General features: G+C 51.2%; 23 protein-coding genes. 4 read left to right on the top strand and 19 right to left on the bottom strand.

Annotation, left to right across the window (positions count from 1 at the left end; genetic code table 11):
- The first annotated feature begins 299 nt into the window (after positions 1–299).
- Complete coding sequence (locus tag VN24_RS13265; RefSeq protein ID WP_045670792.1) at positions 300–1853, top strand: glycoside hydrolase family 32 protein; 1554 nt, start codon at positions 300–302, stop codon at positions 1851–1853.
- A gap of 122 nt (positions 1854–1975) precedes the next feature.
- Here VN24_RS13265 and VN24_RS27835 read toward each other — a convergent pair whose 3' ends face one another.
- The 6 genes from VN24_RS27835 to VN24_RS13240 all read right to left on the bottom strand — a co-directional run bounded on the left by VN24_RS27835 (position 1976) and on the right by VN24_RS13240 (position 7103).
- Positions 1976–2134, bottom strand: a complete 159-nt coding sequence (locus tag VN24_RS27835) for a hypothetical protein (RefSeq protein WP_169751046.1) — start codon at positions 2132–2134, stop codon at positions 1976–1978.
- Positions 2135–2308: 174 nt separating this feature from the next.
- Positions 2309–3772, bottom strand: coding sequence for a stalk domain-containing protein (locus VN24_RS13260; RefSeq protein ID WP_052702927.1), 1464 nt, complete (start codon positions 3770–3772; stop codon positions 2309–2311).
- Positions 3773–4314: 542 nt separating this feature from the next.
- Complete coding sequence (locus VN24_RS13255; RefSeq protein ID WP_045670791.1) at positions 4315–5016, bottom strand: NAD(P)-dependent oxidoreductase; 702 nt, start codon at positions 5014–5016, stop codon at positions 4315–4317.
- Positions 5017–5033: 17 nt separating this feature from the next.
- Complete coding sequence (locus VN24_RS13250) at positions 5034–5456, bottom strand: DUF6220 domain-containing protein (RefSeq protein WP_052702926.1); 423 nt, start codon at positions 5454–5456, stop codon at positions 5034–5036.
- A gap of 39 nt (positions 5457–5495) precedes the next feature.
- The gene (locus VN24_RS13245) at positions 5496–6320 is read right to left on the bottom strand and encodes an SDR family oxidoreductase (protein ID WP_045670790.1); all 825 of its coding nucleotides are present in this window, start codon (positions 6318–6320) and stop codon (positions 5496–5498) included.
- A gap of 192 nt (positions 6321–6512) precedes the next feature.
- Positions 6513–7103 carry a TetR/AcrR family transcriptional regulator gene (locus tag VN24_RS13240; RefSeq protein WP_045670789.1) on the bottom strand — a complete coding sequence of 197 codons (591 nt, stop codon included), beginning with the start codon at positions 7101–7103 and terminating at the stop codon, positions 6513–6515.
- A 448-nt stretch (positions 7104–7551) separates the two neighbouring features.
- Here VN24_RS13240 and VN24_RS13235 point away from each other — a divergent pair, with 448 nt between their 5' ends.
- A complete protein-coding gene (locus tag VN24_RS13235) occupies positions 7552–8433 on the top strand; it encodes a pentapeptide repeat-containing protein (RefSeq protein WP_045670788.1) in 882 nt (293 codons plus the stop codon).
- Between the two features lie 58 nt (positions 8434–8491).
- Here VN24_RS13235 and VN24_RS13230 read toward each other — a convergent pair whose 3' ends face one another.
- The 7 genes from VN24_RS13230 to VN24_RS13200 form a co-directional block, all read right to left on the bottom strand.
- Positions 8492–9697, bottom strand: a complete 1206-nt coding sequence (locus tag VN24_RS13230) for an MFS transporter (protein ID WP_045670787.1) — start codon at positions 9695–9697, stop codon at positions 8492–8494.
- A 183-nt stretch (positions 9698–9880) separates the two neighbouring features.
- Positions 9881–10681 (bottom strand): response regulator transcription factor, encoded by an 801-nt coding sequence (locus VN24_RS13225; RefSeq protein ID WP_045670786.1) that lies wholly within the window; start codon positions 10679–10681, stop codon positions 9881–9883.
- Positions 10674–12371 (bottom strand): sensor histidine kinase, encoded by a 1698-nt coding sequence (locus VN24_RS13220; protein WP_238590682.1) that lies wholly within the window; start codon positions 12369–12371, stop codon positions 10674–10676. Before VN24_RS13220 ends, VN24_RS13225 begins: the two co-directional genes overlap by 8 nt.
- A gap of 133 nt (positions 12372–12504) precedes the next feature.
- On the bottom strand, positions 12505–14160 hold the full coding sequence (locus VN24_RS13215; RefSeq protein ID WP_045670785.1) for an ABC transporter permease: 1656 nt from the start codon (positions 14158–14160) through the stop codon (positions 12505–12507).
- On the bottom strand, positions 14157–15263 hold the full coding sequence (locus VN24_RS13210) for an ABC transporter ATP-binding protein (protein WP_045670784.1): 1107 nt from the start codon (positions 15261–15263) through the stop codon (positions 14157–14159). The genes VN24_RS13215 and VN24_RS13210 overlap by 4 nt, the downstream gene beginning before the upstream one ends.
- 23 nt (positions 15264–15286) lie before the next feature.
- Positions 15287–16321 carry an ABC transporter substrate-binding protein gene (locus VN24_RS13205; protein WP_193790070.1) on the bottom strand — a complete coding sequence of 345 codons (1035 nt, stop codon included), beginning with the start codon at positions 16319–16321 and terminating at the stop codon, positions 15287–15289.
- A gap of 374 nt (positions 16322–16695) precedes the next feature.
- Positions 16696–17472, bottom strand: a complete 777-nt coding sequence (locus VN24_RS13200; protein ID WP_045670783.1) for a pirin family protein — start codon at positions 17470–17472, stop codon at positions 16696–16698.
- A gap of 235 nt (positions 17473–17707) precedes the next feature.
- Between VN24_RS13200 and VN24_RS13195 the strand changes: the two genes are divergently transcribed.
- A complete protein-coding gene (locus tag VN24_RS13195; protein ID WP_045670782.1) occupies positions 17708–18058 on the top strand; it encodes an ArsR/SmtB family transcription factor in 351 nt (116 codons plus the stop codon).
- 45 nt (positions 18059–18103) lie between these two features.
- Entirely contained in the window at positions 18104–18634 is a 531-nt protein-coding gene (locus VN24_RS13190; RefSeq protein WP_045670781.1) for an SRPBCC domain-containing protein, read from the top strand.
- A gap of 138 nt (positions 18635–18772) precedes the next feature.
- Here VN24_RS13190 and VN24_RS13185 read toward each other — a convergent pair whose 3' ends face one another.
- The 6 genes from VN24_RS13185 to VN24_RS13160 all read right to left on the bottom strand — a co-directional run bounded on the left by VN24_RS13185 (position 18773) and on the right by VN24_RS13160 (position 25213).
- The gene (locus tag VN24_RS13185; protein WP_238590681.1) at positions 18773–19372 is read right to left on the bottom strand and encodes an alpha/beta hydrolase; all 600 of its coding nucleotides are present in this window, start codon (positions 19370–19372) and stop codon (positions 18773–18775) included.
- A 142-nt stretch (positions 19373–19514) separates the two neighbouring features.
- Positions 19515–20987 (bottom strand): aldehyde dehydrogenase family protein, encoded by a 1473-nt coding sequence (locus tag VN24_RS13180; RefSeq protein ID WP_045670780.1) that lies wholly within the window; start codon positions 20985–20987, stop codon positions 19515–19517.
- Between the two features lie 19 nt (positions 20988–21006).
- Positions 21007–22455 (bottom strand): ABC transporter substrate-binding protein, encoded by a 1449-nt coding sequence (locus VN24_RS13175; protein ID WP_045670779.1) that lies wholly within the window; start codon positions 22453–22455, stop codon positions 21007–21009.
- A 19-nt stretch (positions 22456–22474) separates the two neighbouring features.
- On the bottom strand, positions 22475–23551 hold the full coding sequence (locus VN24_RS13170; RefSeq protein ID WP_045670778.1) for an ABC transporter ATP-binding protein: 1077 nt from the start codon (positions 23549–23551) through the stop codon (positions 22475–22477).
- Between the two features lie 19 nt (positions 23552–23570).
- Positions 23571–24353, bottom strand: coding sequence for an ABC transporter permease (locus VN24_RS13165; RefSeq protein WP_045670777.1), 783 nt, complete (start codon positions 24351–24353; stop codon positions 23571–23573).
- Positions 24350–25213: an ABC transporter permease gene (locus tag VN24_RS13160; RefSeq protein ID WP_045670776.1), complete on the bottom strand. Its 864-nt coding sequence runs from the start codon at positions 25211–25213 to the stop codon at positions 24350–24352. The genes VN24_RS13165 and VN24_RS13160 overlap by 4 nt, the downstream gene beginning before the upstream one ends.
- Between the last annotated feature and the right edge of the window lie 33 nt (positions 25214–25246).

Below are 25246 nucleotides of genomic sequence, written 5' to 3'. Positions count from 1 at the left end.
CTCCTTCGTCATGGTTAAGGCAGATGTAAGGCGATGTGATTCTCGAACCAAATGTTAAAGCGCTTTAACTTTTAAGCTGACGGATCCCACCTATTTCTCATTTGCTACCATCATAAGGAAAACGGCGGTGTCTGTCCAGAGAAAAAATCGTTTCCGGGTCACCCAAAGTCTTGCCCGCATGTTGTGATGCACTCTGCATCCAGGAGAAGGTAAGATTTGTGTATTAAAGACGGCGTTAAACTATACTATAATAGATAATCGTTAATACCCTGAAATTAACCAATAACTGGAGGGGAATTGTGAAAAAGCGAACAAAAATATCAATATCATTATTAATCGGTTTATTTTTTTTCATCATTTTCTTTTCAACCGTTCCGTTGTTTCACTCTCAGAAAACCAGAACTGAAACCGAAACGGAAAGCGCTCAAGACGGCTATCGAGCCGCGTATCATTTTACCGTACCGGATAAATGGATGAATGACCCTCAGCGCCCGATTTATTTGGATGGAAAATATCATTACTATTATCTTTACAATAAAGATTACCCGGATGGAAATGGTACGGAATGGAGGCACGCGACTTCATCCGACCTGATTCATTGGACAGATGAAGGTGTGGCAATACCGAAATACACCACCCCAAATGGCGACCCTTGGTCGGGATCGGCAGTCGTCGATCATGAAAATACGGCCGGTTTTGGTTATGGCGCCGTAATTGCAATCGTGACGCAGCCTTCTACCGATGGAGGAAAACAGAAGCAGTACATGTGGTACAGTACCGACCAGGGAAAAACATTTCAATTTTACAATAGTAACCCTATTATGGAAAATTGGGGAACAGATTTTAGAGACCCTAAAATAATTTGGGATCATGAAGCGAAAAAATGGGTCATGACTCTTGCCGAAGGGCAAAAAGTCGGATTTTATGAATCAAACGATTTAAAAAGCTGGCGGTATATGAGCGGATTCATGACCCATGACATCGGCCTGATTGAATGCCCCGATCTTTATGTTTTGCGGGCCGATGACGGTTCGTACAAGTGGATATTAGGAGTTAGCGCAAACGGTAAAGCCAAGGGTAAACCGAATACGTATGCCTATTGGACAGGTCACTTCGATGGACAACAGTTCAAAGCCGATGATGGGGAGCCGCAATGGCTGGATTACGGATTTGACTGGTACGCAGGCGTAACATTCGAAGAGGGTCCGAGCGACGATAAATTCGGCCGGCGCTATGCGATTGCCTGGATGAACAACTGGGATTACGCCCACAATACGCCAGCATTATCGGACGGTTTTAACGGTACAAATTCCATTGTGCGCAGCATTGAATTAAAAAGGAAAGGAAATGGATACAGTCTTGTTTCTCAGCCAACGGAAAACTTGGATAAGTTGATCAAACATACCGACACGATAAACAAATTAGAGGTTACAGACGATACCACCCTCGATATTAAAGGCGATACCTATCAATTAGAGGCCGATGTCTCATGGGATCAAATTAAAAATGTCGGGATCCGGTTAAGAGAGTCAAAGGATAAAACAAGACATATCGATCTTGGTATTTTTGTTGCAGGACATGTTTCTTATCTGAATCGGACATTCACTGCAAATCCTGATCATTCAAAACGTTTTCAAGAGAGTAAAGCGCCGTTTGACAAGGATAAAAAATACGCTCATCTAAAAGTGCTTGTCGACAAAACGACGGTAGAGGTATTTATTGATGATGGACAAGCAGCCTTCTCCAGTGAAGTATTCCCAAACTTGGATGATAAAGGGATTACGCTATTCGCAGAAGGTGGAACGGCAACATTTGAGAATATTCAAGTAAAACATTTCAATTCGATTTATTAGCAACATGCCGCGGACCCCGATCCCTGCAAGACTTGGCGGTTGGCGCGATACCAATCTGAGTTAACATGAATAAGCCCCTATTTGCTTAGGGGCTTTCCGGTTTTCGGCATAAATATGGATGTTTATTCTTGATCGAAAACTCCTGCAGTTTCTTGCGATGCCATCTCTTTTTGCGCTTTCGCTACTTCGTTGCGTTCATGGCCCAATTCATTGACTTCACTGAACTTATGATTGTCTTCTTGCGCCTGTTTTTCTTTCGATAAGGCATCCGGCTTCAGCATTTAATATCCCCGCTTTCCAATGATGTCGATTCTGTCCGCCAACGGTTTGTGAGAGCTGAATGTTAGAGAGATGCTTTTCTTTTATAAGCCTGTTGGATAAGAGTTATTATGTACCGTTTGTTTCTTCTTTATGATTATTAAACCAAAGTTGGGAACTGATTTGCCCCCGGCAAATCAGTTCTGTTTCATGCTCTCCAGTGTAACGATCCCGGTTGATGGTTCCCATTTGTACCTGATTCCAAATTGCCCGCAAATCAATTCAAGAGGGAATTGGGTTGAGTTCGATAGATGACGGAGTTCCGCATGAATGCCGCTTTGTTTGCCGTTAACGTACATAACAGCCGGATCCCCATCTTTAAACACAATCGTCTTTCCACGATAAGCCAACGTCCAAATCGAAAATATACGATAATTGTTATCGGGCTTTGTCTGCCCTAAAGTGACGCTAATACCAAGCGGCTCCCACACGCTGTTGTAAGGTACGTACAGCTTGCCTTCGTGAATGGATGATGAAGCCGAAAAGCTGATCTCTTCGCCGTTTATTACCCACGTTAGAGGCTGGGCTATCTTTTTAGGGGTGTTAAAATCATCTGCGTTGTCACCTGTTCCTGTCCCCATGCTGCCGTAATAACCACTTCCCCACGCAAACGCTGTTCCGTTCTTCTGAATGGCAAAGTGCAGCTGACTGGAACTGCCGGCGATCGATGCAATATGTGACAAGCCTTCAATCTTAACGGGACTCTTGAGCGGCAATTCGTTATACTTCCACAGCCACACCGTTCCATTATTTTTCAGCGCAATCAGTTGGTTGCTTGCCGTCTTAATGTCGTAAATGCGATCCAGACCATGCACGTTCGCGAGCTTTTTCGTTAACGTATTATAGCGCATCGCGGTTCCATTTCCCTGTAACATAAAAACGTCATTGCCGGCTGCCGCTATCGCCTTAATATCTGTCATCGGCAAAATCTGCTTGATCCTCAGTTCACTTTCCAACCGAAAGCGGCCGGCGAATTCGTTGTACACATTAACCATACGAACCGTGCCGTCCTGTTTCAAAACAAATACATCGCTTCCGCTGATGGCTGCCGATTTCGCGGGTCCCATGCCTTCGAGAGATAAATAGCGATGAGAGGATTCATTCGTATTCGGGTCGTAGAACGGATACCACAGATCAATCTGACCGCTCTTCAAAATCGCTGCGCCTAAACTGCCGCCGGAGTGAATCGACACCGCGTCGGTTATTCCATCGAGCCGATGCGGAAGCGTCGTGGTGTAATACTGCCCTGTCGCTTCAAAGTTGCTTGTCGTATATGTTAATCCCCAAGCCCATACTTTTCCGTCCCGATCCAACGCAAAGGATTGGCCGCCGCTTGCAGCTACTTGAATGATCGGAGGCAAACCCGGCAGCTTCTTGGGCACATATTGATCGATTTTTGTGCCGTCTCCGACTTGTCCGGATTTATTGAAGCCCCAACCGGCAACCGATCCGTCGCTCCATAATCCGATCGCGTGCCCATACCCGGCGGCTATGCCGACCATGACAGGGGATTTTGCATCCGCCGCGAATACGCTTGTTTGAAGAAGTGGAAGACACATGAGAACGAATGCCGCAACAATTGAAATTCTGATCGTCTTCAATACGGATACCTCCTTTTCTCATACTTGATAAATAGACGTTTGAAAATTTCCTGAGTTGCGATTATTAAACAAAATTTGAAGAAAGCGGAAAGTGCTTGATTTGACGGATGACGCCCATGCCGGGTGTACGATGCAAGAAAGAGGCCGTCGCACAACGGTACAACGCTGGTTATCGCCGATCTCCCATCGTCTCGCGGCGTTCCGGCATGCGGACCGCATCCTGGTCGTTGCACGAAGGGGAAATTCTTGAAATACATGCATGCATACATCCTTTTTCTGTTTATTTAACGATTACGTTAAAATTCCTGCAAACATATCAAAACTGCACATTTGCATCTTTAGTGAGGCAGGGCCTACATATCCGTTTGCCCAGTGGGCAAGACCTCCGGCTCCGTTTACACAGTGAAGGACCTCCACCTCTGCCTACATAGTGAAGGACCTCCGGCACCGCTATGCCAGCGGAACCGGAGGCCGTGTTGCGTCATATTCGGGACTTGCTCATTCATGCGAACAGTTATGGTACAGCCCCTTCGACGACTCGACTAGCTAGGCCGTCGCTGGAACGCCTCTTTCATAATGAGCTTAAACATGCTGGGCTGCACCGCGACCGTTGCCACCGCCGCAACCTTGTGCAAATACTTGTCATGGGTGAGTTGCTGAAGCATACAGTCCGCCAGATCGGTTCTTGAGGTAAATCTTCCTTTTATGTGCCCTTCATGGACTTGATAGCGAGTGACGGTCGGCGTCTCAAAGAGACCGGAGGGCCGGACAATCGTCCAGTCAAGGTTGCTGTTCTTCACCAGCGTTTCCATCCGCCGCATATCATCATACAGCGTCCGCCCAATGGTGCGCGTGATCGCCGGCTGTACAATTTTCTCAAAAACAAATCCGCCCTCCGGATCATAGTGAGGTTCGACAGCGCTCGAGGTCACACAGACGAGGCGACGAACGCCGTGTTCGTTCATGGCCCGCATAATATTAGCAATGCCTTCCGAATAGACGGTAATCGTTTTGCGGCTAAAGGGGACACCGAGGGTAGAGAGAACGGCATCCTTTCCGGCGACCGCTTGTTCAACAGACGAGAGGTCGAACACATCTCCGCCCATCACCTGCAAACGGTCGTGTCGAAGCGGGAATGTCTCCGGGCGGCGGGTGACTGCCGTCACCGTATGACCTTCAGCAACCGCTTGTTTCGTCAAGAGTCGTCCTGTCGGACCGTTAGCTCCAAAAATGACGATATTCATCCTATCATCTCCCATCATTATTTTGTTGTTTGAGCAGCTGCCTGCCGCGCGATCGCCAACGTAATCCAAAACATGGCCAGCGATAGGACCGGGTGAAGGGCGGACAAAAATCCGATAACCGAAGATAGATCGGCGGTGACGAACATCAGGATGACCATGACGAGCAGTTGGATGCTCTTCACCCGATAGCTGACCGGCAGCCGCGCGATGAACGACACCAGCATCATCAGGATCGGAATAATAATAAAAAAGCGGGCAAAGTTCGCATGAGCCGTCCAATCCGAATCCACGAACATAGCCAGACCGGCCAAAAACACCTGTGCCGCGATGAACAATGCAAAAGTTCGCGCCATCCACTTCATGGCGGGCACCGCCCAGCCAGCGCCTGAAGACAGGCCTGCGTCCGCGTGGCGCGCATTGTTTTTCAATTGATCGGCCATAGAAGATCCCTGCTTTCTCAATTGATGATTTCGGAGCATTTACCGAAAAGAGTCGATATGATCGATCGCCCATTGCTTGAAGGAGAGAGGAGTTCGGCCGGTTACTTCTTCCACCGTAGGAAGCACGTTAGCAAAAGCCCCGGCATGCCTGTTCAGATCAAAGAGAGCCTCGACAATATGCACGGGCATATGCCGAAGCATATGATCGCGGGCGATGTCGCTTGGGATCGTTTCAAAACCGAGATTGCGGCCCATTGCGTCTCCAAGGATGCGTACCTGATCTCTGGCGGTAATCGATTCCGGTCCGGTTAAGGTGTATGTCTTCCCTTCATGCCCGTCCGAGCTGAGCGCCTTTGCGGCAACGGCGGCAATGTCCCGCGAATCGACGGCAGGCGCGCTGATGTCGCCGAACGGGATCCTGACAACTCCGTCGGACCGGATCGAAGGCGCCCACTGGAACGCATTGGTCATGAAGGCGCCGGGACGAAGAAATGTCCAGGCGGCGCCCGATTCCCGGACAGCCTGCTCCGCTTGCAAGTGGATTCGCGCAATGGCATTATCTGCGCCGACTTCAACCGCCGACGCCGAGAGCAGCACGATATGCCGAACCCCGTGCTGCCGGGCGATCCGCGGGAAGTTGAAGTCCGCGGCGAGGGGCAATATCCAGAACACTTTGTCCACCCCGTCCAGAGCTCTGGGCAGCGTGTCCGTCTTCATCAAGTCTCCGGCTGCCGCCTGCACGCCTTCCGGAAAATTCGCCTTCTCCGGATTGCGGCTCAATGCCCGCACGTCATGGCCGGCCATCTGCAGCTCCCGGACAACGTGACGTCCTACCGTACCTGTTGCGCCTGTTACCAGAATCATGTTTTTCACCTCTTCAATGAGATTCCCCGCTCTTTGAGTGAGCACTCACCCATAGAGCGGCGTGAACGGTGGCACACCTTGAGACGTAATAATTGATTATGAGTGTGCACTCACTCATAATTATAAAAACTGTTTTTACCTCTGTCAAGGATTACCACGATGAGACTGCCATGAAGGGCCATTCGGCCCCAATCAAGGCAGGAGTCCGCGCATCAGCGTCTGCAAAGCATCCCCGACGAACTGCTGCCGTGCTTCCGGCGATTCGTCATGGCCTAAAAATTGCAGGTGAAAGGCGTGCTGAAAGCAAGCCCCCAACAGCAAATCAGCGGCCCTTCCGGGATTGATGTCGGCGCTTATCCTGCCAAGCTTCTGTTCGGCACGCATATAAACCGCTACGACTTCGTTGGCACGGTGCGGGCCTTCGTTGCGCTGTTGGAATCCTTCCCGATGGCGGGCCAGAAAAACAGGTTCCGTGAACATCGATGCCGTCATGGTGATGGATAAATAAAAATAGTCGAGCGCCGCAAGCGCGAGTTCTTCCAGATTTTCCTTTACAGTCCGGGTCCCCTTGCGCCCGGGAAGCTTGAGCAGGACCGCCAGAAAATCGCTCAGCTGCCGCTTCATGACCTGTACGAAAAGATCCTCTTTACTTTGAAAATGGTTGTACAGCGACCCTTCGGAACACTCGGCGATGCGGGCAATTTCCTTCGTTGTCGTCTTTGAAAGTCCATTGGTCCGGATGACTTGCTCGGCCGCATCTAGAATTCGGTCACGTAGTTCCATTGATATAATCCCTCGCATTAAATATTGACATCGATTGGTCGATAGCTATATTCACCATTATTAGTGAGCGCACACTCAAAGTCAACGCTCTGCAACATGCCGCTTGCAAAAACGATTGGCATATAGCATCAAGCTGCGCTTCCAACCTGTTCGAGGAATTATCAATCTTTATATTTAACGACGGGCCCTTTCTCCTTGCGGAGTGCGTCGCTCTTGAACATAATCAAAAGTGCGGGCAGTTCCGTTTTCGTCCCTGCCCGGTAAGATAATACTGCCACTCATTCCACCGGGAAGCAAGGATTGACGGAGAGCCTATTCAGTAATACCATATAGAGATTGTAAAAAAATGACTTCCATATGGAAAATAACTGCTATCATCCAACAGCCGTTTCTTTAGAGCAGACTGTGCGGGTATGGAAATACGATGCAAATGGAAGGAGACCGCGCAATGTTTGAGAATCACGAATATTCAGGACCTTTCCCGGGCGATAGCCGCCTTCGTCTGCAAGCAGACTGCGAGAGCTGCTTCGGCCTGTGCTGTGTCGCGCTGCCCTTCGCGGCTTCATCAGATTTCGCGGCTGACAAAGATGCCGGGCAGCCCTGCCAAAACCTGCAACCGGACTTCCGCTGCGGCATTCACGACAGCCTCAGGCAGAGGGGCTTTCGGGGCTGCACGGTTTATGACTGCTTCGGCGCGGGGCAGAAGGTTTCCCGAGTTACCTTTGGCGGAAACGACTGGCGGCAAAACCCGGGATCCGCGAAACAAATGTTTGAGGTGTTCCCGACCATGCGACAACTCCATGAACTCCTCTGGTATCTTACCGAAGCGTTAACGTTTCAGCCGGCCCGCCCAATCCACGGAGAGCTAAGCTTGGCGCTCGAGAAGACGGAACGGCTCACTCGCCTGGGTCCCGACTCCATCATGGAACTGGACGTGTCGGCACACCGGGCAGATGTCAATGCGCTGCTCCTGCAGGCCAGCGAACTCATGCGGGCGGAAACCGTCCGCCGGCAGAAGATCACCCCGGGTCGCCGCCGGAAGACGATCGGCCGAGGAGCCGACCTTATCGGGGCCAAACTGCGGGGGGCTGATCTTAGAGGGGCCAATTTAAGAGGGACCAACCTGATTGCCGCCGATCTCAGAGGCGCCGACCTGAGGGCGGCCGACCTCATCGGGGCTGATTTCCGGGACGCGGACCTCAGCGGCGCCGACCTCACGGACAGCATCTTTCTTACCCAGGCCCAGCTCAACGCGGCGAAGGGGGATGCCGGTACAAAGCTGCCGCCGGCACTTACCCGCCCAGCGCATTGGTCCGCCTCCGGAGCATAAAACGAGCCGTGGGCAACGCAGCGCTTTGCCCAAGCGCTGCGTTGCCCGCGACTCAAAATCATCCGTTAGCCCGCTGCTTTGTCTCCTTTTCCGTTTGGTGCGATGCAACGATCAGCCAGCCGAGAAAAGCGGCGCACAGGAGCGCGATGAAGCCATAACCGCCGAACACGTCATACCGTACTGAGAAATAGCCGAAACCAAGACCTGCAGCGATGTGAAACACATTCAGGCCTAATGACTGGAATGAATCGATTGTAGCCCGCATTGAGGAATCGATCCGGTGATGCAAGTAACCGGCGGCGAGCGGCTCCATCACACCGGAGAAGAAGCAGATGACGAGCATTGCCGCCAGACCGGCGTAATTTTTACTGATGGCAGCAAAGGTGAAGCCGGCTGCGAATACAGCCGTTACCGTGATCAGCAGCGTCCTGTAGCTGAATCGGTTTAACAGCACGTGGACCAGAAGATTCCCCGGCATCCGCAAAACCATAAGCGCTGCGGACAGCAGACCGAAGTAAAGGACGGGCGTCCCTAACCGGTTTGCATACAACTGCCAGAACTCATCGATGAAGCCGAGGGCTGTTCCCGTCACCATGCCGGAGAGCAAGACTACCCTGACGCCCGGGTTCGTTCGAAAGAAGAGCAGCGATTCCGCCACATATCGCTTGAACGGAATCGATTCCTCGGCAGAGGCGTTTCGTCCATTCGGAGACGGTTCTGCCAGCAGTAACGATATAAGCAGGGCGATCAGCGCGCTTCCCAGCGAGATCCAATAATTCAGCTCCAGGCCCAGCCGGCTGGCAAGCAGGCTTCCGGACAGAGCGGCGAGAACCGAGGAAACAAAGTCGCAGACGTTCAAACGGCCGAGCTCTTTTTCAAACGAAGATGCCCTCCCTTGCACAATCAAGGAATCATAAAGCAGAGCATTCTCCGATCCGCTGCCGGCCGAACGGCTGACTCCCGCCAATAAAACGACCAAGGCAAAATGCCAAAATTCCGTCGCCGCCAACAAAATGATAAACTCACCGCACCCGAGCAGGGCACTTATGACCAGCATCCTTTTCCGGCCCCATTTGTCGGCTATCACGCCGGTCGGAACCTCCAGAAGTACGATCGTCACGGCATAAATAATTTCGGTATACACGACCATCTGAATGGTCATCCCCCGCTCTTCCCAGTACAGCCTTTCGATGACATAGGCCGGGATAAGACTGGAGAAGAATCGAAGCGCGTATAGCTTCCAAAGGTTGGCTGTAATGTCCATTCGCTGTCCCCTCTCCAAGATCGGATTGAACTTGCCTTGTTCATTCCGAAAAGGGGGCGCTCGCGAAGGACCGGTCGTTGCGTATTAGCAAGGAGGTCTGGCGAATAGGGCCATGATTATTCCTCCATTTCTTTATTTACGTCCATCATAAGCCGCACAATGGAGTCCGGTCAATCGGATCGTTTATTTGCCTGAATCCATCTCATGAACTCCAAACTGCTCCTGATACTGGCCAGGCGTACAGTTCGCGTATTTCTTGAAGATGGCGATAAAATATTTATAATCCTTGAATCCCACTTCAGAAGCAATCGTATATATTTTTCCTTCGCCGCGCTTCAGCTTATCCATCGCCCGTTGAATCCGGTACCGGTTCACAAAATCGTTAAACGTGTAGGTGGTCTCGCTCTTGAATATCCGGTTCAGGTAAGATGAGCTGATCCCTAGCCGATTCACCAAATCGTTAATGCTGATCTTGTCCGCATAATGCCCCTGAACGTATTCGATCATCTTTGATACGTAATGGGAAGATTGGCTTGGAAGCTTCATTAAAGAGGCGTACCTCTCCTCATCCCCTCCGGAAGCCGCGCTTAACATCAACTCATATTTCTTCTTCATCTCTACTTGCCGCTTAGCCCGCTCCAAGGCGCCGATCAGCTGCTCCTGCTCAAGCGGCTTCAATAAATATTCCGTTACTCCAAGACGAATGGCCTGTTTGGCAAGCCCGAATTCGTCGTAGCCCGACAGAATAATATAGCTGCAAACGGCATCCTCCACACTTCGCTCGATCATCGCGATCCCGTCCATGAGGGGCATGTTAACATCAACGATGACAATATCGGGCTTTAGAGTTCTGATCTGGTTTAGCCCGGCCTCGCCGTTCTCGGCTTCGCCGATCACGATACAACCTGCTTGCAGCCAGTCGAACGTATGACGCAAGCCTTTACGGATCATTTCTTCATCTTCTACGAGCAGCACTTTAAACATATGCGGCCTCCTTCCCGTAAGGAATGACGATCTGAACAGCGGTCCCTTCCCCAGGAACGCCGCCGATTTGAACGCCGTAGCGTTCCCCGTACATCAATACCAGCCGGCGATGCAGGTTGTGAAGTCCGATATGCGGCGTTTGATTGTCGGCGTCCAGAATGATCTCGCGAACTTGCCGCAGCCGCTCCTCGCTCATCCCTCCGCCGTCATCGTTCACCTCGATTACCAGATCGCGATCGGTTACGTATCCGTTAACCGAGATATTCAGACTTTCTTTCTGCTTATAGCCGTATTTGATCGAATTCTCAATGGCCACCTGCAGCATCAGCCTCGGAACGAGCGCCCCCATCGCTTCCTCACTGACATTCATGGTATAGCTCAGCCTGTCCTTGAAACGCAGCTGCTGCAGCTTCAAATAATCCGCGACATAATTCAGATCATCCTTCAGCATCACGGTGTTTCCTTCCGTGCTGATGCTGTATCGCAGAAGCCTGGAAAGGATGAGAACAATATCCTGCGCCACCTTATTGTTTACAACGATCGCGTATCGCAACGTTTCCAGTACATTAAATATAAAATGCGGATGAAACTGGGATTGAAGATGCTTCACCTCGGAAACTCTCCTTAAATCGGAGAGTTCTTCGTTACGTGCCAGCAGCTCATTCAGGCGGGCCAGCATTCTATTATACTGATCGGCCAGCGTCTCGAATTCATTGCCGGAGTTAATATAAACATAGGATTGCATGTTTCCGGCCTGCAGCTCCTTGACGGCATAAAGCAGCTTGTCGATGGCCCGGGTATGGCGGGAAGAAATCGTCCGGGCGAGATACTGGATCAGAAACAGAAGCAGCACGCTGGCAGCGGCAAAGAAAACAACCAACGAAAGATAAGTATAGTTTTTCAATTGGATTGCGCTCAGCGTGTATATTCGCCATTGTGCCAACGGGATAAATGTTTCGCTGCCGTAATATTTTCCTTTATTGATCACAATGTATCCGTCATTGCCTTTTTCCAGCGTTAATTTATTCAGAAGTCCTCTCACAATGTTATTGGTGGTGGCAATAATCGTATGATGCTGATCCGTCACGACGGCAATTTCATTGTTTTGCACAAAAATAAGTTTCTGGAAATCCTCTTCATACAGCTGGTAAGTCAGGTAGCCGATGATTTGTCCGGTTCTCCTGATTTCCTTTGCAAAGGTATAAACCGTGTAGCGGTCATGGGAAAAGCGGATATGGTTCGTTTCGGCCAGCATGGGCTGCTGCGCCCTGGACATCCGGAGGATGACGGCTTTCAGCGCATTGTCCGACGATTCCGGGCTGAAGTTGGCGGAAGAGGCGAGTATGTCTCCGTTTTTGTTCAAAATATGCATGATGCTTTTCACCCGCTGCCGGTTGTTGAAATTATAGAACTCTTCATATACAAGCGGGCTGTTGCGCCGAGTGTCGGTAAACTCGATCACCTGCTCAAGCCCCGCCATCCGATTCACTTCTTCATGATAGGAACGGTATACCTCTTCGAGCGACGACCGGATTGCTTTGCCGGCATCCTTCGTCTGGTGGACGAGCATAAAGCGGGCATTGACTACAGTGAAGATCAAAAATAGAACGAACAGCAGAAAAATAGGCACAAAAGCATACAGCAAAAACATGCGGCGGATCGAATCCTTGAAGTTGCGCTTTTGGGCCACTGTTTTTCCCTTCTTTCACAAGTCTGGTCGAAATGAAGTCGAATGATGTCCACTTATGGTAGCCGATTTACTCCCTTGCGGGCAAGCTGCCAAAAAAGCCGGTCCCCGCTGGGCGGAAACCGGACGTACGAACCTATAGGGTAACTTCTTTTTTGCCTGTCAGCTTAAAGAAGAGCAGCAGCGACAGTACGGTAATGACGGTAAGCAGCGTCGACAGCGCCGCGGCTACCCCGTAATTGCCCCGGACCACCTCCGTATATACCGCTACGGTCATCGTTTTTGTCTTTCCCGTATACAAAATAATGGAGGTGCTCAGCTCCGTAATGATGCTGATCCAGCTTAAAATGGCGCCGGCAATTACACCCGGGAGTATCATCGGAACCGTAATCCTGAAGAAGGTTTTCATCGTTGAGGCGCCCAGACTGATCGCAGCCTCTTCAATGCTGTCGTTAACCTGATGCAGCACGGCGGCGCTGGAACGAATCGTATAAGGCAGACGGCGAATGACAAATGCCGCGATCAGTATAGCGGCAGTCCCGCTTAGAAGGATCGGCTTCTTGTTAAAGGTTACCAGAAGCGCAATCCCCAGAATCGAACCGGGTACAATGTACGGCATCATCGTAAAGGTATCGAGCAGGTTGGCAACGGCACCCTTGCGTTTCACCGTAGCATAAGCGATCAGAACAGCCGTAAACGTAATGATGATAATGGTGATGATCGCCAGGAAAAAGGTATTGTAGATGGAATCGCCGACTTTGGAAAAGGCTGTGCGATAGCTGTCAAGGGAATAGCCGTCCACAAAAATTTTGCCCGACGTCTTCTGAAACGAAGTGTAGGCCACATATAACTGAGGCATCATTGCTAGAATCGTGAACAGATATACGTAAGCGTGGGCAGCAATGTTGGCCAGCCCCTTCTTTTGCTTCGGCTCGATCGGATTGAGCGCGCTCATGCTGTAAGACTTGCGATTCGCGATATACTTTTGCAGCAGGAAGACTGCGGTGGTGAACAGGACCACGATAACGCTGATGGCAGCCGCGAATCCATCGTCCCCGCCAACCTCGCTGATGAATTCATTAAAAATTAAAACGGGTACTGTCCGAAAGCCCTCCCCGATCAGCATCGGAGTCCCGAAATCGGCGAATGCGCGCATGAACACGAGCAGGCCTCCCGCCAGCAGGGTGGGCGTGATGAGCGGCACGAGCACCTTCCACATTTTACGAATACCCGTGCAGTTCATGCTCTCCGCAGCTTCCATCAGGGAATGGTCGACATTTTTCAACGCACCCGAGACATACATAAAGATGAGCGGCGACAGCTGCAAGGTCAATACGAGCAAAATCCCGGTGAACCCGTAAATATCGGGCATCTGCAGCCCAAGGTACTGCTGAACGAATTTCGTAATGACCCCGCTCCGGCCCAGCAGCAGAATCCAGGCGTACGCTCCGATAAACGGCGCGGACATGGAAGAAATCAGGATTAAGATTTGAATTGCGGCCCTGCCTTTAATCTTTATCGTGGACATGATATACGCGAGCGGACCGGCAACGATAACCGCCAGTACAGTTACGCTTACCGTAACCTTCAGGCTGTTCCACACGGCGTTCATGTAATAGGCTTTACTAAAAAATTTGTAGAAATAGTCAAGCGAGAATTCGCCTGTGGTTCCGTCAAAGAAGCTTTTAATCAGGATCATAAACAACGGCAAGGCCAGAAATACGATATAACCGAGAAAAATGATGGCGGTAATGAACGACCATATATCCCTTCGCTTCATGGAATGGTTCATAAGCTTGTTCCCCTGGTGAAGTTTTCTTCCCCGGACGCATCGTAAACGTTAATTTTGTGCGGGACTACCTTCAACCGGACCGTCTCTCCCGGCTCCATCCCATTGCTCCCGGCCGATGGCTGAATAATCTCTACCTGCTGCCCATTCTCCAGTTCCACGTTCAGATGGGTGTTGAGACCAAGAAAAACGCTGCTGACGATCCTTCCTGCCAGGCCATGACCGTCATCGGAGAGAACGAACTCCTCCGGACGGACGGACAGCTTCACATGTTGAGAGGCACCTCGTGCTTCATCCAGCTTGAGGCCGGGTATGCGCTCCGAGTAGCTGCCGCCGATACGCAGATCAGCGGTGCCGTCTTCATCGGCAGATAAAACCCCGTCCATAATATTGGTGCGTCCAATAAAGGTTGCCACAAACAAGTTGGCCGGCCGCTGATAAATTTCCCGAGGCGTTCCCACATGCTGGATGACGCCGGATTTCATGACCGCGATCCGATCCGAGACCGCCATCGCTTCCTCCTGATCATGCGTCACATATACGGTCGTAATGCCAACCTCTCTTTGGACTTCCTTGATCGCTTCGCGCATATCGACCCGGAGCTGGGCATCCAGATTGGAAAGCGGCTCGTCCATCAGCAGAACGTCCGGACGGATGACGATCGCTCGGGCCAGCGCTACGCGCTGCTGTTGACCGCCGGACAAATTTTTAGGCATCCGGTCCCGGTACTGCTCAATTTGAACGACCTTCAGAATCTCGTTCACTCTCCGGATTCTTTCGGATTTCTCCATCTTCCGGTTCTGTAATCCGAACTCTACGTTTTGGGAGACATTCAGGTGGGGGAATATGGCATAGTTCTGAAACACCATGCCGATATTCCGTTTGCCTGGAGCAACCTGGTTCATCACCCGATCATTGAACTCAAGCTTGCCCCCTTCAATGCTGTTGAACCCCGCAATCATCCGCAGCAATGTGGTCTTCCCGCAGCCCGAAGGACCCAAAAGGGTGAAGAACTCACCCTTCCCGATTTGCAGAGACAGCTCGGGGATAACGGTCGTTTCCCCGTATTTCTTTACTATTTCACGAAATGAGATCGTAATGCTCATATCAGACACCCGCTTTGCTCTTATTACTTGGAGAGACTTGTGAACAGATCTGTGTATTTCTCAATAATGTCTTTCTTATGATCGCTTACATAAACAACATCTTCCTCGATCATCTTAATTTGATCGATTGGCGTCAGATAGCTTCCAAGCTGCGCGTCTGTCCGGAGAGGCCGGTTCGTTGTCTCTGTACCGAGCGCATCCTGCGCTTCCTTGGAAATCAGGAAGTCGATAAATTTCTTTGCGTTTTCTTCATGCTTTGCACCCTTGACGATCCCTGCTACCGCGTCCAGGAAAACAGTGCCCTCCGAAGGATAGACAATTCGTACCGGAGCACCGTCTCTTACATAACTTGCCGCAGGATCTTCATACGTTAATGCCACCATATACTCACCGTCGGCTACGCTCTTATGGGCTTTGCTTGAGCTCCCGGCAATTTTGCCATCCAGATTTTCGATCAACCCGCCGACATAATTCCAACCCGGATCGGAAGTATAGTCGCCGCCTTTTGCTTTCAGCATATTGGTAAGCTGGTGGAATGCCGAGCTGGAATTCGTCGGGTCCGCCATCGCGATTTTGCCTTTCAGTTCGGGTTTGAGCAAATCCGCATAGCTGTTAATTTGAATATCTCCTGCCAAGTTGGTGTTCACGAGCATTACGCTTCCATCGGAAACATAAGAAGTCATGAAGCCTGTCGTATTCCGGTGGCCTTCAAGTAAATATTGGTCATTGGGAGACACATATTTCTCAAACAGGTCGGCATTCGCATTGAACAGCTCGAATGCTCCACCAAACATAACATCCGCATAAGCATTGCCCTTCTCCGACTGAATCCGCTTGATCAGCTCGCCGCTTCCCGCGGATACCAGCTCAACCGTAATGCCGGTCTGCTTCTCGAATATCGGAATCAGCGCGTTAATCATAGTTTCGCTGTTCGGCGTATATACAACAAGCTTGTTCGAGCCGCTTGTATTATTCCCTTCCGAACCGGAGCCTCCGCAAGCAGCCAACACTCCGACCAATAACGTAAGCATTACTGACACCTTCAACCACTTCATCATCCATTTTGCCCCCTTATTTGAAATACAAGTTTCATTGTATCAGTCCTGGATAAGTTTAAAATCCTAAAATACGATCACTTCGTCTAAAATACGCAACTTCCATCACATTGTATGTAATGTATTCAATCCAACTTGCCGAACCGATTATTGAGATTAGAATTCGAATCCCGAACAATAGGGCATATCATTCCCGATGTTCAAACGAAATATCGAAGGAAAAAAATCAGGGGGAGTCATGTTAAGGTCATCCGTTCAAGATAAAGTGCAGAAAAAAAGACGAACCGATCAAGGGACTATCCTTGACCGGTTCGTTTTTGTGGTCTACTTCCTGCTACAATGATCCAACGAGTATATACTTAACCATTACGCTGCAATTATCGTTTCGGATAGAGCGGATAGCTCACGGTTGTCGGAACCTTGATGAGGATGAGCCGCATGATCTCTTCACCCGGGTTTGTCATTTCGATCACAGTCTCCGATTCGGCAGCTGCCAGGATAAAATCTTTATGTTGAAACGGTACGGGCGGCTTCGATGCGCCCGACTCTCCCCATGTTCCTTGCCCGCGAATGGCTAAAGCCGTTAACGTATAGCCGGCGGGTACCTGATGACGATATTGGGCGCCGCTGTTTACTTCAACATCCCACATTTCAATGTCCGCAACTAATTGAATGGGGGCACCCGTACCCATAATCGTTTTTACGCTATACCCTGCTGCATGGCTTTCCTGCGGGAAGTCTTCATGCTCATACTGGCGATAAGTCGGCTTTCTCCGAACCGCTTCCGTCAATTCAGGCTCAAACCAAATTTGAAAAAGCTCCGAATCGGCACTCAGCTTCTCTTGGTGACTTACGCCGGAGCCTGTTTGCATGACCTGCGCCCCGCCTGCACCCACGGTGCTTTTCGTGCCTAAAGTATCCCCGTGAAAGGCATTGCCGGCAACGACATAAGTCATAATTTCAAAGCCTTCATGAGGATGCAAACCGATCATGGCTTCCGAGCTTGAAGTCGCCCACGCCCAGTAAAATAAAGGACCCACCCGCTTGATAACCGATCCTTCGCCTGAAAAGCCGATCGGCTTTTGTTCTTTGATTTTCCCGCCGTCAAATTGACCGGTTCCTTGCATGGCAGGCGTATAAACCCGTGCTTGCATGATGAACAACCTCCTTATTCGTGAAAAGTACCTTTCGGACATTTATCTTTTATTTAATAATCTTTAATTTAAGATAAATATACGCCTCGAATCGCTTTCTGTCAACACGTACAGGTTACACAAAACGGTCCAGTCGTGCCCCTGATCTGTGAGCCGGGTACCTGTGGAGCATCTAAATATTCCTTGACAGGAATATTCCTTTTTGTGTATATTAAAAACGAAAGGAGAATGGCACATGGGCATGAACATGACAACTTTGAGTGTACTTGCCGAGCCCAATCGATATCACATTGTCGAGCTCTTGCGCGACGGCCCCCTCACAGTCGGAGAAATCGTCGAACAGCTTGGGCTCCAGCAGCCTCAGGTTTCGAAACATCTCCGCGTGCTTAGTGATACCGGGATCGTTGAGGTTCATCCAAGCGCTAATCGGCGCATCTATAAGCTGCGTCCTCAGCCGTTCATCGAACTGAACGAGTGGATCCATTCCTTCCGTCGCACGTGGGAAGAGAGATTAGACCGCTTGGACGATTATTTGCGAGTACTGCAGCAAAGTGAACCTGGGAACAAAGATTCGCACCGCAGTTGATCGTTGCTACAACCACATTTCATGATTGATTGAGGAGGAAATGAAATGACGAATGAAAATGTAGTCAACAGCATGACAACGAAGGTAGAAGATCGGCATCTCTTGCTGGAGCGTGTTTTTGATGCGCCGCGCGAGCTTGTATTCAAAGTTTTCTCAGAGGCTGAGCATCTGAAGCACTGGTGGGGACCTCGCGGCTGGACGCTCACGGTCTGCAACATCGATTTTCGTCCGGGTGGCATTTGGCATTACTGCATGAAGTGTATGGATAAGAACCAAGGAGATTTTTACGGATTTGAATCTTGGGGCAAAGCGGTCTACCAAGAAATTATAGAGGCGGAGAAGATCGTCTACGTGGACTACTTCTCGGATGCGGAAGGCAATGAAGCGGAAGGAATGCCTTCGACTCTCGTTACGATGACTTTTGAAGAGCACGAAGGCAAGACAAAGCTCGTCAGCGAGGCTTATTACGATACCGCCGAAGCCCTCAAAACCGTCTTGGAAATGGGGATGGAACAAGGAATTCGCGAAACTTGGGACCGCCTCGCCGAACATCTGGACGAAATCCAGAAAGGCTAAGGGAGTTAATATCGGCATAAGGATTGAAAGAAAACTGATTGCTCCGTAATCGAAAAAAAAGCTGCGAGCTTTCCGCAAGCTCGCAGCTTTAATTGTGTACGGGGATTCAGCACGTGTGCACCAATCATGGAATGTACCTTACCGGGATTTCATACCCCACTGCCGAAGAAGCCATCGCTCGCACAGAAGCGTCCATTTGTTCGCTGCCGGGTGTTCAAGAGCCAAGCCAAGTCCATGCGGACCGCTCTCAAAAATGTGCAACTCGAACGGCACATGCTTCCGGCGAAGCGCCAGCGCCATGACCAGACCGTTCTCCACGGGTACAGCTTGATCGTCTGCCGTAAACCAGATGAATGCCGGCGGCGTGTTCTCCGTTACCTGCTTCTCGCAGCAGTATCTTTCCACCAATTCAGATGAGGGATCGGGGCCGAGCAAGTTTGCCTTCGACCCCTGATGCGCATACTCGGCCATACTGATCACCGGATAGCAAAGCACCATCAGATCCGGTCTGCTGCTTTCGCGCTCTACAGCGACTTCAGCTTCCGGATGCCCGTCATCAAAGAGCGTACCTGCACTGGCCGCCAAATGTCCTCCAGCCGAAAAACCGAGAATCCCGACTCTATTCGGATCGAGCTTCCATTCCTCGCCCGGCTTCTGACGAGCCGGATCGCCCTCTGCGCATCCAGCAGCGGGACCGGCTGCCGATAAGGCGCAACGCGGTATTGTAGCACAAATCATGAGAAGCCAAGGCTGATTATTCCGTAAAAAGCACTTCAAACGTTCCTGCGCCGAAGACACGGTCCATACATACAATTTCGCAGCCGGAAGGCACCGTAAACTTCAGCCGAGTCCCTTCCTTTGACTAACCGCTTCTTCTGTACTATTTATTCCAATGATAATAACCCAATGGCTTGGGTTCGAGATTGTGAACGATCTGCTTGACTTCCGTATACTCTTCCAGCCCGAAGGTCCCCAGTTCCCGGCCGATGCCGCTTTGCTTATAGCCGCCCCAAGGCGCTTCCATGAATGCGGGATGATAGGCATTCACCCAGAAGATTCCAACTCGAACTCTCTTAGCCACTCGCATGGAGATTTCAGCATTGGAAGTGAACACCGCCCCTGCCAAGCCGTAAATCGAATCGTTCGCCAGCCGGACCGCATCATCCTCGTCCTTAAACTTCTGAACGACAAGTACCGGCCCGAAGATCTCTTCCCGGTATATGCGCATGTCGCTCCGGATGTCCGTGAATATTGTCGGCTCTACGAAATACCCCTTGCCCAGCTCGCCTTCGGTCAACCGGTTGCCTCCGGTCAGCAAGGTCGCGCCTTCCCGGCGTCCAACCTCGATATAGTTCAGCACCTTGTCCAAGTGCGACTTGGAAACCAGCGGCCCCATCTCGGTTTCCGGATTCATCCCGTTGCCGACTCTAATGCGTCGAACCTTGGATACCAGCAATTCAATAAATTCGTCATAAATCGATTCTTGTATAAGCAGACGGGAACCCGAAGCGCACACTTGCCCGGCGTTTAAGAAGATACCGAACACTGCGTAATCGGTGGCAATTTCAAGATCGGCGTCTTCGAACACGATATTCGCGGATTTGCCTCCCAGCTCCAACGACAATTTCTTAATATTGGAGGCGGCCGCGCGCATGATGCTCCGACCGGTTTCCGTACCGCCGGTGAACGCGATCTTATCGACATCCATATTTTCTGCCAGCTCTGCTCCTGCTGTCTTCCCGTTGCCCAGCAGCAGGTTGGCGACGCCCGGAGGAAATCCCGCTTCCTCGATCAACTCGAACAAGCGTATGGCTGTCAGCGGAGTAAGCTCCGCAGGCTTGAATACGCTGGTGTTTCCCGCAGCCAGGCAAGGTGCGAGCTTCCAGGCCGCCATCATAAGCGGGAAATTCCACGGAATGATTTGCCCGCAGACGCCGATCGGCTCGCGGACAACCTTGCCTTCATAGGATCCCGGCAAATCATAGGCTTGGCCGGCCGGTTTGCCAATCAAGCCGGCGTAATAACGAAATACGTTCGCTGCGGTATAGGCATCGTCTTCAGCATCCACATAGGGTTTGCCGTTATTGGCCGTCTCCGTCTTAGCTAATTCGGCGGCATTCGCTTCAATCAGTTCGGCCAGCCTGGTCAGCAGCTTGGCCCGCTGACGTGCCGGGACCGATGTCCATTCCGAGTCGTCGAACGCCTTGCGGGCCGCTTCGATCGCCAGTCGCGCGTCTTCAGCGTTGCCTTCGGCAACGAGGGAAATCGTCTCCCCAGTTGCCGGGTTGACGATTTCCCTCGTTTCGCCCGAGACGGAAGGCACCCATCGGCCGCCAATATACATGTTCAGCATGTGCGGCTTCCTCCTCCCTTCAGTTGGCTTTTTTCACGTCACACACGTAAATCGTTTCATCCATCCGGGCCTGCCAGCGCCATTCGGCGCTTAAACCATACATGTCGTGACACTGGAACAGCGGAATCCAGGGCAGCTCTTCTCTAAAGATCAAGCAAGCTTTCTCGTACAGCTCTCTTCTGCGCTCCTGATCGAGAATGCCGCTCGCTTCCATCGTAAGCTGCGCCATCTCCTCGTGATGGTAATCGGTCGGATTCCATGGATTCGGACTAATATAGGCATTGCGGTATATGTCATCTGGATCGAACATCGTGTTGCCCCAGCCGACATAATACATTTGATCGTATTCATGGTTGCGAAACCGGGCGATATAAGGTCCCCAAGGCTGAATGTCGACGTTCAACCGGACACCGATCTTCTCCAGCTGCTTCGCCACACGCAAGCAAACCTCTTTATCCTGCGTAAATCGTCCGTCCGGAACTTCCAGCTTAATGTCCACACCGTCCGGATAACCCGCTTCAACCAGCAATTGCTTCGCTTTCTCCACATCGTAAGCGATCGGCGGAAGGTCTGGGTCCACGCCGAACGCCTGCGGATAGATTGGTCCGGACAGCAGATAACCCGCGCCGTCCAGCTCTTCGTCGATCAACTCCCGGGCATTGATGCCGTGCGCGATCGCTTGTCTGACTTTTTGATTCTTCAAAATCTCATGATGGGTATTAATGCCGATATACATCACGCCGATGCTGGGCGTTCCGACGACGGAGCAGCCGGCAGCCTCCACTTTGCGGCGTTCGGACGGTGGGAAGTTGGCAGCCAAATCGATCGTTCCGTCCAGTAAACCCCGTATCCGGTCCGCGCCTTCCGGCACCGCGACGAATGTCAGCTCGCGTGCATCGCACACGCCTCGCCAGTATTGCTCGTTCGCCGTCATTTTCACAATGCCCTGTTCGCGCTGCCATTCGACGAAACGATACGGTCCCGTGCCGCTTGGCTTCGCAGCGAACGACTGCTCGCCGATTTCCGCGAAATATTGGGGCGGGATGATCTGTAAGCCGGTCAATGCAGCCAGCAGGTTCGGATCGATCCGCCGAGTGTGTACGCGCACCGTATAGAGATCGATAATATCCACGTGGTCGATGGAACTGAAGCGGCCGTAGGGAGGGAACTTCGGCTCGCGGTTCGGATCGGACATGCGCTCCAGCGAAAATTTGACCGCGTTCGCATCGAACGGCTCCCCATGGTGGAACGCGACGCCTCTGCGCAGCTTGAATTCCACGCAGGTATCCGTCACGACTTCCCACGATTCCGCCAGCCACGGCTCCAGCTCCATCGCCACATTCCGGCGCAGCAGAGGCTCGTAGATTTGCAGCAGGATATTTCCCGTCGTTACTTCGGAATGAGCGTAAGGGTCCAGCGTCGAAGCGTCCGTCCCTTGCGCGATGACCAGCACGTTATCTTTAGCCATGAATAGAATCCTCCGTTTCCTAGAGAGAAAAGGTCGTTCGGATCGGCCAGCGCACCCGAGCTTTATCGCCGGCGGCAATGCCGATTTCTTCTTTCGCGTTCTGAATTTTGATCATAAACGGTTTGTCCATTCCCACAACTTCCATATCAACCATATAAGAGGAGCCCGTGTATTGGATAAAAGTAACGGTTCCCTCCAATTGGTTATGGTCCGGGCTGATTTCCGCCGATCCCGCGGGAAGCAACTCGGCCTCCTCCGGCCGGATGATGACGGAGGCCGGCTTCTGCAGCCCGTCTCTTTGCGGTGCGAGGACCGATTGTCCGCCGGTCAGGCGGATTTTCCACATCTCGTTGGCAGTCTCAACGGATTTCACCGAGAGCAGATTGGATTCGCCGACGAAATCGGCGACGAACGAATCGGCCGGTTGGGTGTAAATTTCCCGCGGCGTTCCGATTTGTGCGATTTTCCCTTGGTTCATGACTGCGATCCGATCGGACAGCACCATCGCTTCTTCCTGGTCGTGCGTCACGAATATGCCCGTAAAACCGTATTCCTGTTGAAGCTTCCGAATCTCGATACGCAAAATATTTCTCAGCTTCGCGTCCAGGTTGCTCAGCGGTTCGTCAAACAACACAAGCCTCGGCTTAAGAACGAGCGTCCTTGCTAGCGCAACCCGCTGCTGCTGACCGCCGGACAGCTGCGCGGGCATTCGCTCCTCATAGCCATCCAGATGCACCGACTTCAGCACCGCTTTCACGCGGTCCCCGATTTCGCGCTTGGGCACCCCGTGACGGCGCAAACCGAACGCCACATTGTTGAAAATGTTCAGATGCGGAAACAGCGCGTAATTCTGGAACACCAACCCGATGTTCCTCTTGTGCGGAGCGACCACCGTCAGCTCCTGGCCATCAAGCTTGATCGATCCGGACGTCGGGTCGTGCAGACCCGCGATCATTCGGAGCGTCGTTGTCTTACCGCAACCGCTCGGACCGAGCAGAGAAATCATCTCTCCGCTGGAAACATGAATGTTCAGATCGCTGACGACGGCGTTCTCACCGTATTTTTTGTACAGATTCGTGATCTGCAGTTCGCTCATACCTCCGCCCCCGTGTTGTTCAAATTCTCTTCTTACGCTGCATGAAGACCGCGAGCAAAAATCCGACCGCAAGTGTGACGACAATAATTAGCGATGAAATTGCCGCCAGTGAAGGGGATAAATTAAATTGAATATCCGAATATATCATCATTGGCAAGGTGTTCATTCCCGGACCGGTCAAGAAGAGCGCGACAACCAGTTCGTCGAACGACATGACGATGCTGATGAACGCACTGGCGATCAAGGCGGACTTCACCTGCGGCAATGTGACCAGCCAAAAGGTTTTGACCGGGGACGCCCCCAGAATGACGGACGCCTCCTCGATCGAACGTTTCAAATTGGAGAAGCTGGCGATCATCGTCCGAACCACATAGGGAATGGTCAATACAATATGCGCGAGCACCAGTCTCAGGAAGTACATCTTAATTCCCATGGAACTGAAAAACATCAGAAGTCCGATACCGAACAGAAGCGTAGGAACAACAAGCGGCGATAAAAATAGAGATTGAATCACGCCCTTGAAGCGGAATTCGTACCTCGACAGCGCATAAGCGATGATTGTGCCTACCGGCAAGGAGATGCAGGTTGTCGCGATGGCAATCCATATGCTGTTCCAAAAAGGCTTCGTATATCGTCCGCTTGTCAGCACGTACTCGTACCACCGCCAAGAGAATCCTTCCGGGGGAAAAATAAGAAATTCGCCTGGATGGAATGAAGCAATGATAACGACAGCAAGCGGCGCCAGAATGAAAATGTAAAGCAGTGTATTAACGGCTCCAAGCCAGCTGAATGTTATTTTCAAATGAGAGTCGCCCCCCCTGTCTTGCTTCGGCTGAGCGAACGATTATACAGGCTCGTTACGATAAGTACCGTCACAAGCAGAATGACGGAAAGCGCAGATGCATAAGGCCAGTTCAACAAATTAATCATCTGGTTGTATATCTCCGTTGCCATGAGCTGCACCTTGGGACCGCCGATCAATGAAGGCGTAACGAAGAAGCTTAATGTGATCGAAAAGACGAGCAGCGTGCCAGCGATAATGCCCGGCATGGATAACGGCAGCGTAACAAGCACGAACACCTTCGGCTTCGATGCGCCCAAATTGGCGGCGGCACTCTCCAGATTGCGGTCTATCCCTTCCAGTACGGAGTATAGGACAAGCACCATATAGGGCAGCAATACATGGACTAGCGCGATCACGACGCCAGTCGGCGTGTACAGCAAGGATAATGGCTTTTGAATGATCCCGATGCCAAGCAACAGCTCGTTCAGCAAGCCTTTGCGGCCAAGAATAATAATCCATCCGAAGTTTCGTATGGTTGCGCTGGTCAGCAGCGGGAGCGCCACGAGCATCAGCAGAATCATTTTGCGGTTCTCTTTTGCCCGCGACGCCCCGTATGCCAGACAGTAGCCCATGATCAGGCAGATCACACTAACGGTCAACGCAATGACAAGCGTTCGTCCCAATATTTGCAAGTAATACGGATCGGTAAAAAATTTCACGTAATGATCCCATACGAACGCTTGCCCTGCTTCACCGTCTGAGGAGTTTTCATGGAAGCTGTGCAGTCCCAGCCGCCCGACGGGGATAACAAATACAAGGATAAAGATAAGCATTCCAGGAGCCAATAAAATCCAGTAAGGCGGGATGCGTTTAATCATGGATGATTGTTCCCTTCACGTACACTTTTACGC

The organism is Paenibacillus beijingensis (assembly GCF_000961095.1).
GTDB lineage: Bacteria > Bacillota > Bacilli > Paenibacillales > Paenibacillaceae > Paenibacillus_O > Paenibacillus_O beijingensis.
The sequence above is the reverse complement of the archived record's forward strand: the minus strand, read 5'-3'. Positions and strand labels throughout refer to the sequence as shown.

Excerpts from the sequence above, each read along its gene's own strand:
- VN24_RS27835 (WP_169751046.1), bottom strand. The coding sequence starts at position 2,134 with ATGCTGAAGCCGGATGCCTTATCGAAAGAAAAACAGGCGCAAGAAGAC.
- VN24_RS13255 (WP_045670791.1), bottom strand. The coding sequence starts at position 5,016 with ATGAATATCGTCATTTTTGGAGCTAACGGTCCGACAGGACGACTCTTG.
- VN24_RS13250 (WP_052702926.1), bottom strand. The coding sequence starts at position 5,456 with ATGGCCGATCAATTGAAAAACAATGCGCGCCACGCGGACGCAGGCCTG.
- VN24_RS13245 (WP_045670790.1), bottom strand. The coding sequence starts at position 6,320 with ATGATTCTGGTAACAGGCGCAACAGGTACGGTAGGACGTCACGTTGTC.
- VN24_RS13240 (WP_045670789.1), bottom strand. The coding sequence starts at position 7,103 with ATGGAACTACGTGACCGAATTCTAGATGCGGCCGAGCAAGTCATCCGG.
- VN24_RS13235 (WP_045670788.1), top strand. The coding sequence starts at position 7,552 with ATGTTTGAGAATCACGAATATTCAGGACCTTTCCCGGGCGATAGCCGC.
- VN24_RS13230 (WP_045670787.1), bottom strand. The coding sequence starts at position 9,697 with ATGGACATTACAGCCAACCTTTGGAAGCTATACGCGCTTCGATTCTTC.
- VN24_RS13225 (WP_045670786.1), bottom strand. The coding sequence starts at position 10,681 with ATGTTTAAAGTGCTGCTCGTAGAAGATGAAGAAATGATCCGTAAAGGC.
- VN24_RS13215 (WP_045670785.1), bottom strand. The coding sequence starts at position 14,160 with ATGAACCATTCCATGAAGCGAAGGGATATATGGTCGTTCATTACCGCC.
- VN24_RS13210 (WP_045670784.1), bottom strand. The coding sequence starts at position 15,263 with ATGAGCATTACGATCTCATTTCGTGAAATAGTAAAGAAATACGGGGAA.
- VN24_RS13205 (WP_193790070.1), bottom strand. The coding sequence starts at position 16,321 with ATGATGAAGTGGTTGAAGGTGTCAGTAATGCTTACGTTATTGGTCGGA.
- VN24_RS13200 (WP_045670783.1), bottom strand. The coding sequence starts at position 17,472 with ATGCAAGCACGGGTTTATACGCCTGCCATGCAAGGAACCGGTCAATTT.
- VN24_RS13195 (WP_045670782.1), top strand. The coding sequence starts at position 17,708 with ATGGGCATGAACATGACAACTTTGAGTGTACTTGCCGAGCCCAATCGA.
- VN24_RS13190 (WP_045670781.1), top strand. The coding sequence starts at position 18,104 with ATGACGAATGAAAATGTAGTCAACAGCATGACAACGAAGGTAGAAGAT.
- VN24_RS13185 (WP_238590681.1), bottom strand. The coding sequence starts at position 19,372 with ATGATTTGTGCTACAATACCGCGTTGCGCCTTATCGGCAGCCGGTCCC.
- VN24_RS13180 (WP_045670780.1), bottom strand. The coding sequence starts at position 20,987 with ATGCTGAACATGTATATTGGCGGCCGATGGGTGCCTTCCGTCTCGGGC.
- VN24_RS13175 (WP_045670779.1), bottom strand. The coding sequence starts at position 22,455 with ATGGCTAAAGATAACGTGCTGGTCATCGCGCAAGGGACGGACGCTTCG.
- VN24_RS13170 (WP_045670778.1), bottom strand. The coding sequence starts at position 23,551 with ATGAGCGAACTGCAGATCACGAATCTGTACAAAAAATACGGTGAGAAC.
- VN24_RS13160 (WP_045670776.1), bottom strand. The coding sequence starts at position 25,213 with ATGATTAAACGCATCCCGCCTTACTGGATTTTATTGGCTCCTGGAATG.